Here is a 13,874-nt window from a genome sequence, read left to right as displayed (position 1 = left end):
CCTGCCACGGACAGGCCGGCAAGGTGGCCCGCAGCCACTCCCCGAAGTGGCTGCGGGCCTCCCGCGCGGACTCGGCATCCGTGCGTGGCGGCCGCGCCCCCTACGGGCGGCAGCGGTACGTGAACTGGACCTCGGCCGTGCGCTGTCCCGGCGAGGTCAGCTGGAGCTCGGCCTTGGCGGGGTAGGTGCCCGTGCCCTGGAAGGTCCACAGCAGATGCAGCGTGGCCTCCTTCCGCCCGCTGGGCACCCGCTCCGTGAGCTGCTCGGAGCGCGAGCCGTCGCTGCGCAGCCACCGGTACGTGAGGGTCCCCGGGCGCCCGTTGGTCCGTACGAGGGCCACCACATCGGCCGCCGAATCGCAGGCGGGACCCTTCTGGTCGGTGCTCACCGCCACATCGCGCACCTCCAGTGCGGGGCCGAGGCGCTGCCAGCCCAGGTATGCGAGGACCGCGGCGAGCACGACGGCAGCGAGGGCGTACCGGCGCAGGCCCGCGCCCCTCGGCTCGCGCGGGGCCGGAGCGGTGGCCACCGGGAACGGCGCCGGCATGGCGGCCGTGACCCCCGGACCGAACCGCAGGACCGATCCCTCGACCCGGTCGGGCGCGGGATCCGGGGTGTCGAACCGCAGTGTCTGCGCGGGCTGCTGCGGCGGGCCGCTGAACCAGTGGCTGCCGAGGACGGTGGCGCTGTAGTCGTCTTCGCTCATGTGATCGTGCACCGCCTGATGAAGACCTGGTCTGTGGAGGAGCCGTTCCCGGCCGCGGGCTTGGTGGTGGCCCGCACGCCCCAGTAGCAGCCCTTGCCGGAGAAGGTGTGGGTCCGGCTGAGCGTCGCAGGGCCGCCGGGCTGGTACGTGAGGGTGTCCGCGGCGCCGTCCGGTGCGCCGAGCTGCCCCTGCGTGTCGCCGGTGAACCATTCGAGAGTCACCGTCACCGGGCCGCCCTTCGCCTTGACGGTGACGGTGGCCTCGCCCAGCGCCGACCCGGTCTGCCGGACGGTGACGGCCACCGACCCCACGATCACCGTCGGCTTCGGGGACGGCGGCGGGGTGGTCGGGGGCTTCGTCGTCGGCGTGGTGAGCGTCGGTGTCGGTGTCGGTGAATAGGGTGAATGGCTCGGGCTCGGGCTCGGGGTGAGTGACGGCGAGGCCGAGGGTGACGCCGACAGTGACGGGGACGGCGTCGGCGACGGCGAGGCCGACGGGGTCGGCGGGGGCGTCGGGGAGCCGGTCACCGGGGTCGCGCTCGTCGTCGCGAACGCGCTCAGCGCCGCGGCCCCGCCCGGCTCCCCGCCGGCCGCGTCGTAGGTGAGCACGAGCACCACACCCAGGACCAGCGCCGCCCCGGCCGAGGCCAGACCGCGCCGCCCCGGGCTCCAGCCCGAGGAGTGCCTCAGCGAGGTGGTCGCCACCGCCGTGGTCCCGGCCGCCGGGGCTCCCGCCGACGGGAACAGCAGCGGCAGCAGAGCCGCCAGGGCCGCGAGCTTGCGCTGCCCGCGCTCCTCCCAGTCCGGCCCGTACGCGGCGAGCGCCACGCCCTCCAGCTCCGCCACGAACGCCTCGGCGTTCTCCGGCCGCTCCTCGGGCAGCTTGGCCAGACCCCGCCGGATCAGCGGGCGTACCGGCTCCGGGGCCTCCGTCTCCGGCACAGGCGCCTCGATGTGCTGGACGGCGAGCTCCGCGAAGTTCGCCCCCTCGTACGGCTTGCGCCCCGTCAGGCACTCGAAGAACGTAGCCGTCGCCGCGTACACGTCCGCGGCGGGCGAGGCCGGCTGACCCTGCCACTGCTCGGGTGCCATGTACGCGGGCGTACCCGCCACTCCCGGGGTGGTACCCCGGCCGGCCGCGATCCCGAAGTCCACCAGCTTCGACGAGCCGTCCGCCGCGACCAGTACGTTCTCCGGCTTGTAGTCGCGGTGCACCACGCCCGCCCGGTGCGCCGCCGCCAGTCCCAGCAGGGAGCCCTTCAGCACCACCAGCGCCGCTTCGGCGTCGGCCGGGCCGGACTGCTTCAGCAGCGCGCGCAGCGAGACACCGTCCACCAGTTCCATCACGATGGCCGCGCCGCCCGGCGCCTCCACGTACTCGCAGTACTCGTACAGCGCCACCACGTACGGCGACCGCAGCCCGCCGAGGAGCCGTGCCTCCGCCCGGAACTCCCGGACGAACGCCGGGTCCTCGCGGAGCCGGTCGCTGAGGTACTTGACCGCGACCGCCGTGCCCGTGCCGTCGTGGACGGCGAGCACGACGCGGCCGCTGCCGCCCGACCCGAGGTCCCGGACCTCGGTGTAGCCGGGCACCGTCCACACGTTGCTCATCGCTTTCCCCCTGCCGTGGCGTCGCCGCGCCCCAGGAGCCGGTCATCTCTCGACCGGCCACCCCCTGGGACACGGTTTCCGCCACGGCCGGTTCCCAACCCTGCGGTGTGTCTCGCCGGCGGGTCGGCCGGTCCTCAGGCCACGGCCCGCAACCCGCCGATCATGGCGTGCAGCCGGTCGGCCGCGGCCTGCCCGAAGGCCGGGTCGTTGATGTCGGTGTCGTAGTCGTACAGCTGTGCGGCGCTGCCTCGCAGTCCGTCGCGCAGCGCCGAGAACAGGGCCCCGTCCGCGCCGGGGTCGTGGTAGGGACCGCCCGGCGCACCGAGCGTGGACAGTCCGCGCAGCGGGATGCAGACCGCCGTGGGCCCGGTGGAGGCGCGGAGTTTGGCGGCGACCCGGCGGCCGAGTTCCGCGCATTCGGACTCGGTCGTACGGACGACCGTGATCGAGGGATTGTGGACGCGGACCCGCCGGTAGCGGGCCCGTTCGGGCAGGGTTTCCAGCGGGCCGAACTTCACCATGTCCAGCGCCCCCAGGCTCACCACCTGCGGAATCCCGGCCCGCCCGGCCGCGCTGAGCCGGTCGGGGCCGGCGGTGAGGACGCCCCCGCACAGGTCGTCGGCGATCTCGCTGAGCGTCAGGTCCAGCACGCCGGCGAAGATCCCCTGACCGGCCAGGGTCTCCAGGGTGCGGCCCCCGGTGCCACTGACGTGGAAGACCAGTACCTCGTAGCCGAGGTCGGTCAGCCGTTCCCGGGCCGCGTCCACGCCGGCCGTGGTCACGCCCGCCATGCTCGCCGCGATCAGCGGCCGGCTGCCCGAGCCCAGCCGGGCGGGCCGGCCATCGAGGGAGGACCGGGCGAAGGCCTTGGCCATCCCGGCGATCGCTTCGACGGCGTTCGCCATGACCGGCGCCGAGATGCTGTTGATCCCCGCGATGTCGACGACGCTGTACATCATCGTGATGTCCGAGGATCCGACGTACAGGGACACGTCCCCGGACGCCATGGACGAGACCATCAGCTTCGGCACGCCCAGCGGCAGGGCCCGCATCGCCCGGCTGGCGATGGAGGTGCCGCCGCTGCCGCCGATCGCGAGCGCCCCGTGCAGCCGGCCCTCGGCGTGCAGGCGTACCAGAGTGGCCTCGGCCCCTTGGGCCATCGTGGCGACGGCCGCGCCCCGGTCGGCGGCCGTCCGTAGTTCCGACAGTTCCGTTCCCGCTGCCCGGGCCACCGCTTCACGCGGCACATCGGCGGGCATCCGGGGTTCGCCCATGATTCCTGTGTCGACCAGTACCACCTCGACGCCGGCACGCAGCAGCCGCTCGCGTAACCAGCCGTACTCCACACCCTTGGTGTCCAGGGTTCCCACCAGCACGACGTTCGTCATATGTGCAATGTCCACGCAGATGTGGCCTGCTGGCAAGTCAAGGGTGAGTCAACCCTCCAGTAGTCCCAACAGCCGTTCCAGGAACGGGATTTGGCTGGTCACCAGCTTGGTTCTGGCCACCGGGGGCGGGAACCAGGCCACCCGGTCCAGCTCCGGGAACTCCTCGACCCGGCCCGAGCCCTGGGGCCACTCCATCGTGAAGGTCCCGGGCACCATGAGCGCCGGATCCAGGTCCGCCCGTACGGCCCAGATCGTCACCAGCTTCCCGCCCACCAGGCGCACCTCGCCCAGCGGCAGGTACGGGCCATCCGGCGGCGGGAGCCCGATCTCCTCCGTGAACTCCCGGCGGGCCGCGTCGCGCGGGGTCTCGTCCAGGCCGTACTCACCCTTGGGGATCCCCCATGCGCCGGCGTCGCGCCGCTCCCAGAACGGTCCGCCCATGTGGCCGAGAAGCACCTCGATGCCGTCGGCGGATGCGTTTCCGTCACCCGTCTGGCGGAAGAGGAGCAGTCCGGCGCTGCGCTTCTGCGTCATGCGTCCATGTATGCCCCACGGCGGCGGCGCTCAGTGATCGTGCGGGCCCTGCCGGTGCACCGGGCCGTGGGATTCCGCGCAGTGCGGGTCGGCCGGGTCCTCGCCGGCACGGCCGACCGACAGCAGGGCGTCCTGTACGTGGTCCACCTGGAGGGTGGTGTGGGTGATCCCGTACTGCGCGGCCAGCATCCGCTCCAGGTCGCGGCGCACCGCGTGGCAGTCGCCGGCCGACTCCACGAGCACGTGCGCCGACAGCGCCGCCTGCCCGGACGTGATGGTCCAGATGTGCAGGTCGTGCACCTCGGTGACGGGCGGGTGCCCGACCAGCCGGTCGCCGACCGCGTCCGGGTCCACGTGCGCCGGCGCGGCCTCCAGGAAGATCCGGCCGGACTCGCGGACGAGCCCGTAGCCCGCCTTGACCATCAGCAGAACCACCACGAGCGTGGCGATCGCGTCAGCCTGTACGAACCCGGTGGTGAGCACGATCAGACCGGCCACCGCCGTCCCGATGAAGGCGAACAGGTCATTGAGGATGTGCTGGTAGGCGCCCTCCACCGCGAGCGAGGAGCGGTTGGCCCGGGAGATGCACCAGGCCGCGGCCACATTGACGACGATGCCCGCGAGCGCCGTCACCAGGACGAGCCCGCCCTCCACCGGCGGCGGATCGAGCAGCCGGCGCACCGCCTCGTACGCCAGCCACACCGCGAGCAGCAGCAGGGTGAGCCCGTTGGCCTGCGCGGAAAGTATCTCCGCGCGCTTGAGGCCGAACGTGAACCCGCCGCGCGCCGGCCGGGCGGCGAGCCGCATCGCGATCAGCGCCAGAACGATCGAGACGGCGTCGGTCAGCATGTGCGCGGCGTCGGAGATCAGGGCCAGGGAATGCGCCATGACGCCGATGACCACTTCGACGGCCATGAACGCGCCGATCAGGCCGAGCGCCATCGCCAGCCAGCGGCGGTCGGCGTCCGGGCCGACCCCGTGGCTGTGGCCACCGCTGCCGTGGTCGTGGCCGGCGTCGTGGCCGGCGTCGTGGCCGTGCGCGTGGTCGTGCCCGGTCTGCGCGTGGTCGTGCCCGGTCATGGCATCCCCCGTTTGTTCGGTTCCGACGCGTGAAGTGAAGCGCACCTCGCCCAGATGGGCAAAGCCTGCAACGGGGACCGTTGTCATTACCCATAAGAGTCCTCTGACCAGCGCTTATGCCGAGCCGGTCGGATCGTGGGAAAATTTGCTCATGGTCCAGCGCCCTGGTGTGCCGACCGCGCCCGAGCTCGTCCTGGAAACCGAGACGGGCTCCACACTGATGAGCCCGGGCCGGACATACCACGTCGGCCGGGACCCCCTCTGCGAGATCTGCCTCAATGACGCCCGGGTCTCCTGGCGCCACGCGATCCTGCGCCCCGAGGGCGACCACTGGACCGTGCGGGACGAGGACAGCACCAACGGCACCTGGGCCGACGGCCACCGCGTCCGCGAATGGGCCGTCGGCGTCGGCAGCGAACTCCGCTTCGGCAGCGCCGCCGACGGGCCGCGCGCCCTCCTCGTCGGCCCCGCGCCGCCCGCCGCTCCCTCCGCCGCTCCCTCCGCCTCCTCCGCCGCGCCGCCCGCCGCACCCTCCGCGTCCCGGCCCGCGTCCCGGCCCGCGTCCCGGCCCGCGTCCCGGCCCGCGTCCCGGCCCGCGTCCCGGCCCGTCTCCCGGTCCGCCGCTCTGCCGTCCTCCGTGTCCAACCCGTCCCTGACCGGCACTTTCCGGCACCCGACCAGCATCCGGGCGCTGCCCGCCCTGACCGCCGTACGCATCGGCCGCGCCCTCGACAACGACCTCGTCATCGACGACCTCGGGGTCTCCCGCCGGCACGCCGAACTGCGCGCCCTCGGCGACGGCACGTACGCGATCGTCGACCTCGGCAGCCACAACGGCACCTACCTCAACGGCGCCCCCGTCGACCGGTCCCGCATCGCCGAGGGCGACATCATCGGCATCGGCCACTCCGCCTTCTGCCTCGTGGGCGACCAGCTCCAGGAGTACGTCGACACCGGCGAGATCTCCCTCGACGTCCAGGACCTCGCCGTGGCCGTCGACCACGGCCGCAAGACCCTCCTCGACCACGTGTCCTTCCCCGTCGGCGCCAAATGCCTGCTCGCCGTCGTCGGACCCAGCGGAGCCGGCAAATCCACCCTGCTCGGCGCGCTGACCGGGCTGCGCCCCGCCGACCACGGCACCGTCCTCTACGACGGCCGCGACCTCTACCGTGACTACGCCGAACTCCGCAGCCGCATCGGCCTCGTCCCGCAGGACGACATCCTGCACGCCCAGCTCACCGTCCGCCGCGCGCTCGTCTACGCCGCCGAACTCCGGTTCCCGCAGGACACCGCCAAGGCGGAGCGGCAGGCCAGGGTGGACGAGGTGATCGGCGAACTCGGCCTCGGACAACGCGTCGACCAGCCCATCCACAGCCTCTCGGGCGGCCAGCGCAAACGCGTCTCCGTGGCCCTGGAACTGCTGACCAAGCCCTCGCTGCTGTTCCTGGACGAGCCCACCTCCGGGCTCGACCCCGGCATGGACCGCTCGGTGATGCACATGCTGCGCGGCCTCGCCGACGACGGCCGCACCGTCATCGTCGTCACCCACAGCGTGCTCAGCCTCGACGTCTGCGACCGGCTGCTGGTCCTCGCCCCGGGCGGGCGCATCGCGTACTTCGGGCCGCCCGGGGAGACCCTCGGCTTCTTCGGCTTCGCGCAGTGGCCCGAGGCCTTCGAGGCATTCGAGAACCAGCAGGGCCGGGACTGGGCCGGGGAGTACCGGGGATCGTCGCTCCACCGCAAGTACGTCGACAACGCCGCCCGGCAGCCTCAGATCGACGGGTCCGGGGCGACGGGGCCGGCCCTCGTCGCCCCGCCGCCCAAGGCGCAGAGCTGGGGCTCCCAACTGGGCACCCTGATCCGGCGGTACGCGGCCGCGCTGAGCGCCGACCGCACCTTCCTCGCCATCATGATCGCACTGCCGTTCGTGATGGGCGCCATGGCGCGCGCCCTGGCCGGCAGCACCCTGACCCAGGAGACGGCGATCAACGCCCTGCTCATCCTGTGCGTCGGCGGTGTGCTCACCGGGGCCGCCAACGCCGTGCGCGAAATGGTCAAGGAACGCGTCATCTACCAGCGCGAACGCGCCGTCGGACTGTCGCGGTCCGCCTATCTGATGTCCAAGGTGGTGGTGCTCGGCGCCATCACCGTGGCGCAGGCCGTCGTGCTCACCTTGGTCGGCCTCTTCGGTGTGCATCTCAATGCCCCGGCCGGCAAGGGGGTCTTCCTGCCGCCGCTGGTCGAAATCACCGTTGCCGTGGCCCTGTTGTCGTTCACCGCGATGATGCTCGGCCTGCTGGTCTCCGCCCTGGTCAAGAAGGAGGAGGTCACCATGCCGCTGCTGGTCCTCCTCGCCATCGTGCAGGTGGTGTTCTGCGGGGCCCTCCTCCAGCTCGACGGGACTCCGGTCGTCGAGCAGCTCGCGTGGTTCGTGCCGGCGCGCTGGGCGCTCGGTGCGATGGCGGGCACCATCGACCTGGGCGCGATCGTGCCCGGCACCCTCACCGACGATCCGCTTTTCGCCCACTCCGCCGGGGTGTGGCTGCTGAACCTCGGGATGCTGGTAGCGCTGTCCGTGCTGTTCGGGGTGCTGGTCTCCCGGCTGCTGCGGCGGCACGAGCCCGCGATCATGCGGAAGTAGGTCGGATGACGAACCAGGACGTGGTCACGGACTTCCGGCCCACCCATGTCGTCCCCCAGGAGGGGCTGCCCGCCTGGGAGGCGCCGGACGTCTCCCGGCCGACCGCGGCGCTCGACGCCTTCCTGCCCGTACAACTGCTGACCAGGCGCGGGGAATGGGGGGAGATCCTCTGCGCCAACGGGTGGTCCGCCTGGGTGGACGGGCGGCTGCTGGTCGCCGTACCGCAGCCGCCGCCGACGGCCGGGCAGCCGCTCACGCGAACCGAGGACCCGAGGCCGCTGCTCGCCCGCACCGCCGACGCCCTCGACCGCTACCGGCGGGCTGCCGACGAACTCGGCTCGGGGCGCGTGGACGCGGAGGCCTTCCGCCGGGGTACGCGGGGGCTGCGGGCCGGCATGGTGCTCGACGGGGAATCGGTCTGGCTGTACGACGATGCCGCCGGGCGCTGGATGTACGGCGACGGAGCCCGCCTGACCACGTACGCGGTCGCGGCGGGACCGGGCGCGCAGGCAACGCCGGATCCGGAGGGCGGTGCTTCGGACCGGGATCCCGGCGGAGTGGTCGACGCGGCGGATCCGGTTGACGTACCGCCCGCGACGACCGGGCACGATCCGACACGGGTCGCGGACGCGCCCGAGGAGGGGGAGCGCTGATGTCCACCGAGCCGTCCGATCCGGCCGGGTCCTCCGGGCCGGCAGGGCCGTCTGAGCCGGCAGGGCCGTCCGGGCCGTCCGAGCCGTCCGAGCCGGCAGGGCCGTCCCAGCCGGCAGGGCCCCCCGAGTCATTCTTGGGCGGGCGGCCCTCCGACCTGCGGGGGAGGCAGATCGCCGGGTACCTCGTGGAGAGCGAGATCGGCCGCGGCGGGATGGCGGTCGTGTACCGGGCGCGGGATCTGAAACTGGACCGGGTCGTGGCGCTGAAGCTGCTGGCGCCCGATCTGGCCCGGAACGACATCTTCAGAAAGCGGTTCGCGCACGAGTCGAGGGTGGCAGCGGCCATCGACCACCCCCACATCGTCCCGGTGTTCGAGGCGGGCGAGACCGACGGGGTGCTGTACATCGCGATGACGTACGTGCCGGGGCAGGACCTGCGGGCGATGCTGGACCGGACGGGCCCGCTGCCGGTGGACACGGCGGCGCGGATCGCCAGTCAGGTGGCCTCCGCCCTGGACGCCGCCCACGACCACGACCTGGTGCACCGGGATGTGAAGCCGGGGAACATCCTCGTCGCGGCGGGCACCGACAGCGAACACCCCGAGCACGTCTACCTGACGGACTTCGGACTGACGAAGAAGTCCCTGTCGCTGACCGGGTTCACGAGCGTCGGACAGTTCGTCGGAACGCTGGACTACGTGGCGCCGGAGCAGATCTCCGGAAAGCCGGTGGACGGCCGGTGCGACGTCTACAGCCTGGGGTGTGTGGTCTACGAGATGCTGGCCGGAGGGCCGCCCTTCGAGCGGGACGACGACATGGCCCTGCTGTGGGCGCACCAATACGATCCACCGCCCCCGGTGAGCTCGCGGCAGCCGGAACTGACGGCGGCGGTGGACGAGGTGCTGGCGACGGCTCTGGCCAAATCGCCGGAGGACCGGTGGAGCAGCTGCCTGGAGTTCACCGGGGCGCTGCGCCGGGCGGGAGCGGCGGCGCAGCCGGTGAAGCCGAAGACCGCCCCTCACCGGCCGCCACCGCCGGCGCCGCTTCCCGTGGCGGATCCGGGCCCACCGCCACCGCCACCGCGCTGGGCAATGCCGGTGTTCCGGGCTCACTAGGGCGCTCGCCTTGCGGATGTGTGGATGTACGGATGTATGGAGCAGGCCCTAGCCGTCCACGCGGCCGCGGCGGTGGACCGGGCGGGCCAGGAGGGCGCCGAGGAAGCCCGCGACGGCGCCCCAGAGGAGGGCCAGGCCCACCGTGCGCCAGAGCACCGGCCTGAGGTCGACCTTGCCGCCCAGGCCCTCCACCTCGCCGAGACCCAGCAGGGACAGGCCGAACTGGGCCTGGACCCGGGCCAGCAGGCACACCGTCAAGGTGCCCAGGGCAAGGGCCACGCCCAGGTGGAGGGCGTGCTGCCAGGGGCGGACGTCGGCAGGGGTCCGTACGGCGGCCAGGAAGCCCGTACCCAGCAGCAGGACGGCCGCGACCACCACCAGCCACCACGCCCGGGCGTCCTGCTCCGCGAGCGAGGCCACGTCGACCGTGGACAGGTCGGGGCCGCGCAGGACCTGGTCCAGCAGTTGCGGCATCGGCAGCCCGAACGGCCCATCGACCCGGCCCTCCCACGCCCCGCCGAAGCCCACGGTGAGCGCGAGCCAGGCCAGGTTCGGCAGGCCCAGCAGGACCACCGCCAGGGTCTGCGCCGGATGGCCCTGGGTTGCGGCCACCACGAGGCCGACGGCGACGCCGAGGACGACGTAGACGAGGAGCAGTACGACGGTGGCGAAGGCGGCCGGGCGGACCGCAGCATGGAAGCGGACCAGCCCGGCGGGCAGTGGTGCGCGACTGGAGACCAGCAGGGCGATCAGCAACAGCCCCAGGATCCACAGCAGTCCGAAGAGCAGGCTGGCGGGCACGTCGGCCTCGAAGCCCACCGTCGGGGCGGAGTCGAGGAGTTCGGTGATCTCGCCGAGGGGGGAGTCGCCGGTGGAGATGCCGAAGGTCTGGCGGGCGAGCAAGGCGGCGCCCGTGAGCGCGAGCAGCCACAGCAACACCAACTGGGCACCCCGGGAGAGCAGTTCGCCCGGCCGTGCCACCGCACGGTTGTGCAACGGCCGCAGGAAGCAGCAGGCGGCCGTGAGTGCCCCGGCGAGACTCACCGAGAGCGGGATGACGGACAGGCTCACATCGGCCCCCGCAAGGAATCCGGCCCCGCCGGACACCTCCACTGAACCGCCGGCCGCCATGACCACGATCGCGGCCACCACCCGGGGGAACGCGCCGCCCGGCAGATCGTCGGCGCCCGCGTACGCCAGTCCCGCCGCGGCGATGGCGGTCATCACCGCGAAGCCCGCCACAACTGCGACGAGGGCGTCCCGCCAGGCTCTCGCGGAGCGCCAGGGTGCCGACGACGGTGACGACGGACTGGTCACCCTGCAACGGTAGGCGCCCTCGGCTTGCGGGCACCACCGGAACGGCGCACACAATGGTGCGCAGGATCGCTCGAATCCGGAGATTTCGGTACACCGGCTGCGGAACGTCCACATGGGACCGGAACTCCTCCGCCTGGGAAGAAGAGCCCTTGACCATGCATCCCTCCGACCAGGAACCGACGCGGCAGTCGCCGCCCTCCTCCCTGCCGCCGTCCGAGCGCCCTACGGGGCCTCCTTCCGGCCCGCTCTCGGGCGGGCGGCAGGGTGCTCCGCCACCACCCCCGCCGCCCGCCCCTCCAGGAGGCCCTTCGGGGCCTTCAGGTCCCTCGGAGCAGCCGGCCAAGGGCCCCTGGTGGCGGTCCGTGCCCAAGCTGGCCACCGCGCTCGTCGCGGTAGCCGCGGCAGTGGCCCTGGCGGTGGTTCTGACCAGGCCGTCCGGCTCCCCCTCCGCCAATGGCGAGGTGTTCCTCCAGCCTGTCTCCCAGACCGGGCCCGACCCGTTCACGGAGTCGGTCGCGCTGAAGGAGGCCCCGCTGCCGGACCGGCCGACCCCGTCCGGGACCAGCAAAGCACCGCCCACAACTGCGGCGCCGACGACTGCCGTGCCCACGACCGCGCCTACCACCGGCATGACGGCCACCCGCAGCATCAGCGGTGCGGCACCGGGCGTGTACGGGGGCACCAAGGACAGCGCGAGCTGTGATGTCGAGAAGCAGATCAGGTTGCTGTCCGGCCAGTCCGTCAAGAACGCCGCCTTCGCCTCCACCCTCGGCATCCAGCCGGCCGCCGTACCGGGCTATCTCCGCTCCCTCACCCCGGTCCAGCTGGGGATGGACACCAGGGTCACGAACCACGGCTACCGCGACGGCAAGGCCAGCAGCTACCAGGCCGTGCTCCAGGCCGGGACGGCCGTGCTCGTGGACGACCGCGGTGTTCCGCGGGTGCGCTGCGCGTGCGGTAACCCGCTGGGGTCGCCGGTGGCGCTGAAGGAGAACCCGAAGCGCTACGGGCAGCCGTGGACCTCGTACCAGCCGGCCAAGGTGGTCGTCATCGCGCCGTCGGTGACGATCGTGAACAAGTTCGTGATCTACGACCACGATGACCGGCACTGGTACGAGCGCGACCGCGGTGAACACCACAAGGGCAAGCACGACAAGCCCGTACCCCCGCCCGCGATCCCGACGCCCACTTGGTCTTCGGGGATGCCGACGGACTCCTGGAACCCGACGCGTACCCCGAGTTGGACCCCGACGGGCACGAAGACGGGGAGCCCGACGGATACGAAGACGGGGAGCCCGACGGATACGAAGACGGGAAGCCCGACGGATACGAAGACGGGAAGCCCGACGGATACGAAGACCGGGAGTCCGACGGACACGAAGACCGGGAGTCCGACGGACACGAAGACCGGGAGGCCGACGGACACCTCGACGGGGAGTCCGACAGGCCCGAAGACGGGGAGCCCGACCGACACTTCGACAGGGAGTCCGACCGATACGCCCACGTACAAGGTGACGTCCGGTAAGCCGTCGGACAAGGTGACCACCGAGCCCCCGACCGGCAAGGTGACCACCGAGCCCCCGACCGGGAAGGTGACCACCGAACCCCCGTCCGACAAGGTGACGACTTCGGCCGCGTCGGGGTCCGAAGAGAGTTCGCCGGAGTCTCCCGGAGAGAGCGCCGAGTAGCGGGCCCGGTCCCGTCGCCCCCGCGTAGGGGTGACGGGACCGGGGCTCACCCGCGCGGGGGAGGCGGTGCGGCCTTGGGTCCGACGACCCGCCCTCGCGCGGCGGCGAGGCTGACTGCATGACATCGACCAGCCGCCGGCCCCACGGGGCCAACATGTCGTCGCTTGCCCCTGTTTCACGTGAAACACGAACCGGAACCGGAATCGGAACCGGAATCGGAACCGAGCGGCCGGTGCCGCGCTGGGCGGACCGGGTCGCCCATGCGATTCCGCTGCTGATGCTGCCCGTCTGCCTCTGGCGGCTGCCCTTCGCCTTCGGCCACACGATGGGCCTGCGGATGGACGGCTACCTGCCGGACTCGCCCTGGGTGATGGTGCCTTACGTCTTCGGGCTGAGCGTCCTCTCCGAGACGGTCGCGCTGCTCAGCTTCGGGCTGGTGCGCGGCTGGGGCGAGGCCGTGCCGGGATGGGTGCCGCTGGCGGGCGGGCGGCGGCTGCGGCCCGTGGTGGTCCTGGTCCCCGCGACGCTCGTCTCGATCGGCGCCCTCGCGCTGACGGCGGACTGGATCCTGGCCACCTTCAGCCTGTTCGGCATGGAGGACGGCACGTTCTCGGGCCCCGGCTGGTTGTTGGCGGCCAGGGTGACGAGCGGGCTGTTCAATCTGTGGGGGCCCCTGCTCGCCGCCCTCACATGGGCGTACTACGTCCGCCGGTGCCGTCCGGCGCGGTGAGCGAGGGGCGGGGTTCAGTGGCCGCCGCGCGGCTCGCGGCAGCCGCCCTCCATGTACACGCCGTGGGCCTCGATGCGGAGAGCGGCGGCCAGCCGACCGGTGAGACAGGGGCCGGTCTCCGGGATCAACAGATCGAAGCCGAGGTCGCCGCCGTTGAAGCTGTAGACGGCATCCCCGCCCATGGGGTAGCCGAGGCCTTCCAGGGCGGTGCTCAGTTCTGCCTGGGTACGCGGTGCGGTCTTCCCGGCGGCGGTCAGGGCCGTGCTGATCCGCCGGGCATGGGCTTCGCCGCGGCACTTGGCCTCGGGGGTCAGGTCGGCCTGCATCTTGAAGGCGTGGTTCTCCGCGTACTTGGCGGCCTCGGGGTCCGTCGGGGCGTCGCCCGTTGCGCTGGGGGTGGGGGTGGGGGTGG

Annotated in this window: 11 protein-coding genes and 1 pseudogene; 5 read left to right on the top strand and 7 right to left on the bottom strand. The window is 72.6% G+C overall.

Annotated elements, in window-relative coordinates; translation table 11 throughout:
• Nucleotides 1–100: 100 nt before the first annotated feature.
• The 5 genes from J7I97_RS29310 to J7I97_RS29290 form a co-directional block, all read right to left on the bottom strand.
• On the bottom strand, nucleotides 101–706 hold the full coding sequence (locus tag J7I97_RS29310; RefSeq protein ID WP_214940737.1) for a hypothetical protein: 606 nt from the start codon (nucleotides 704–706) through the stop codon (nucleotides 101–103).
• A complete protein-coding gene (locus J7I97_RS29305) occupies nucleotides 703–2,316 on the bottom strand; it encodes a serine/threonine-protein kinase (RefSeq protein WP_214940736.1) in 1,614 nt (537 codons plus the stop codon). The genes J7I97_RS29310 and J7I97_RS29305 overlap by 4 nt, the downstream gene beginning before the upstream one ends.
• A gap of 134 nt (nucleotides 2,317–2,450) precedes the next feature.
• A complete protein-coding gene (locus J7I97_RS29300) occupies nucleotides 2,451–3,704 on the bottom strand; it encodes a Tm-1-like ATP-binding domain-containing protein (RefSeq protein ID WP_214940735.1) in 1,254 nt (417 codons plus the stop codon).
• Between the two features lie 48 nt (nucleotides 3,705–3,752).
• Nucleotides 3,753–4,238: an NUDIX domain-containing protein gene (locus tag J7I97_RS29295; protein WP_214940734.1), complete on the bottom strand. Its 486-nt coding sequence runs from the start codon at nucleotides 4,236–4,238 to the stop codon at nucleotides 3,753–3,755.
• A gap of 30 nt (nucleotides 4,239–4,268) precedes the next feature.
• Nucleotides 4,269–5,318 (bottom strand): cation diffusion facilitator family transporter, encoded by a 1,050-nt coding sequence (locus J7I97_RS29290; RefSeq protein WP_214940733.1) that lies wholly within the window; start codon nucleotides 5,316–5,318, stop codon nucleotides 4,269–4,271.
• Nucleotides 5,319–5,469: 151 nt separating this feature from the next.
• Here J7I97_RS29290 and J7I97_RS29285 point away from each other — a divergent pair, with 151 nt between their 5' ends.
• The 3 genes from J7I97_RS29285 to J7I97_RS29275 all read left to right on the top strand — a co-directional run bounded on the left by J7I97_RS29285 (nucleotide 5,470) and on the right by J7I97_RS29275 (nucleotide 9,727).
• Nucleotides 5,470–7,959 (top strand): FHA domain-containing protein, encoded by a 2,490-nt coding sequence (locus J7I97_RS29285; RefSeq protein WP_214940732.1) that lies wholly within the window; start codon nucleotides 5,470–5,472, stop codon nucleotides 7,957–7,959.
• A 5-nt stretch (nucleotides 7,960–7,964) separates the two neighbouring features.
• A complete protein-coding gene (locus J7I97_RS29280) occupies nucleotides 7,965–8,612 on the top strand; it encodes a hypothetical protein (protein ID WP_214940730.1) in 648 nt (215 codons plus the stop codon).
• A 185-nt stretch (nucleotides 8,613–8,797) separates the two neighbouring features.
• A complete protein-coding gene (locus J7I97_RS29275; protein WP_374195523.1) occupies nucleotides 8,798–9,727 on the top strand; it encodes a serine/threonine-protein kinase in 930 nt (309 codons plus the stop codon).
• A 48-nt stretch (nucleotides 9,728–9,775) separates the two neighbouring features.
• On the opposite strand, the gene J7I97_RS29270 is transcribed toward J7I97_RS29275, so the two are convergent.
• On the bottom strand, nucleotides 9,776–11,044 hold the full coding sequence (locus J7I97_RS29270; protein ID WP_214940726.1) for a streptophobe family protein: 1,269 nt from the start codon (nucleotides 11,042–11,044) through the stop codon (nucleotides 9,776–9,778).
• A gap of 362 nt (nucleotides 11,045–11,406) precedes the next feature.
• Between J7I97_RS29270 and J7I97_RS29265 the strand changes: the two genes are divergently transcribed.
• Nucleotides 11,407–12,732: a DUF6777 domain-containing protein gene (locus tag J7I97_RS29265; protein WP_308369279.1), complete on the top strand. Its 1,326-nt coding sequence runs from the start codon at nucleotides 11,407–11,409 to the stop codon at nucleotides 12,730–12,732.
• A 232-nt stretch (nucleotides 12,733–12,964) separates the two neighbouring features.
• Entirely contained in the window at nucleotides 12,965–13,462 is a 498-nt protein-coding gene (locus J7I97_RS29260) for a hypothetical protein (protein ID WP_308369278.1), read from the top strand.
• 14 nt (nucleotides 13,463–13,476) lie between these two features.
• Here J7I97_RS29260 and J7I97_RS29255 read toward each other — a convergent pair.
• Nucleotides 13,477–13,874, bottom strand: a pseudogene (locus J7I97_RS29255) (hypothetical protein); the annotation flags it as partial.

The organism is Streptomyces sp. ISL-87 (assembly GCF_018614095.1).
Lineage (GTDB): Bacteria > Actinomycetota > Actinomycetes > Streptomycetales > Streptomycetaceae > Streptomyces.
This window is presented reverse-complemented; position numbering and strand designations above follow the sequence as displayed.

What these genes read in the sequence shown, in the direction of transcription:
- J7I97_RS29310 (WP_214940737.1), bottom strand. Translation starts at nt 706, where the DNA reads ATGAGCGAAGACGACTACAGCGCCACCGTCCTCGGCAGCCACTGGTTC.
- J7I97_RS29305 (WP_214940736.1), bottom strand. Translation starts at nt 2,316, where the DNA reads ATGAGCAACGTGTGGACGGTGCCCGGCTACACCGAGGTCCGGGACCTC.
- J7I97_RS29300 (WP_214940735.1), bottom strand. Translation starts at nt 3,704, where the DNA reads ATGACGAACGTCGTGCTGGTGGGAACCCTGGACACCAAGGGTGTGGAG.
- J7I97_RS29295 (WP_214940734.1), bottom strand. Translation starts at nt 4,238, where the DNA reads ATGACGCAGAAGCGCAGCGCCGGACTGCTCCTCTTCCGCCAGACGGGT.
- J7I97_RS29290 (WP_214940733.1), bottom strand. Translation starts at nt 5,318, where the DNA reads ATGACCGGGCACGACCACGCGCAGACCGGGCACGACCACGCGCACGGC.
- J7I97_RS29285 (WP_214940732.1), top strand. Translation starts at nt 5,470, where the DNA reads ATGGTCCAGCGCCCTGGTGTGCCGACCGCGCCCGAGCTCGTCCTGGAA.
- J7I97_RS29280 (WP_214940730.1), top strand. Translation starts at nt 7,965, where the DNA reads ATGACGAACCAGGACGTGGTCACGGACTTCCGGCCCACCCATGTCGTC.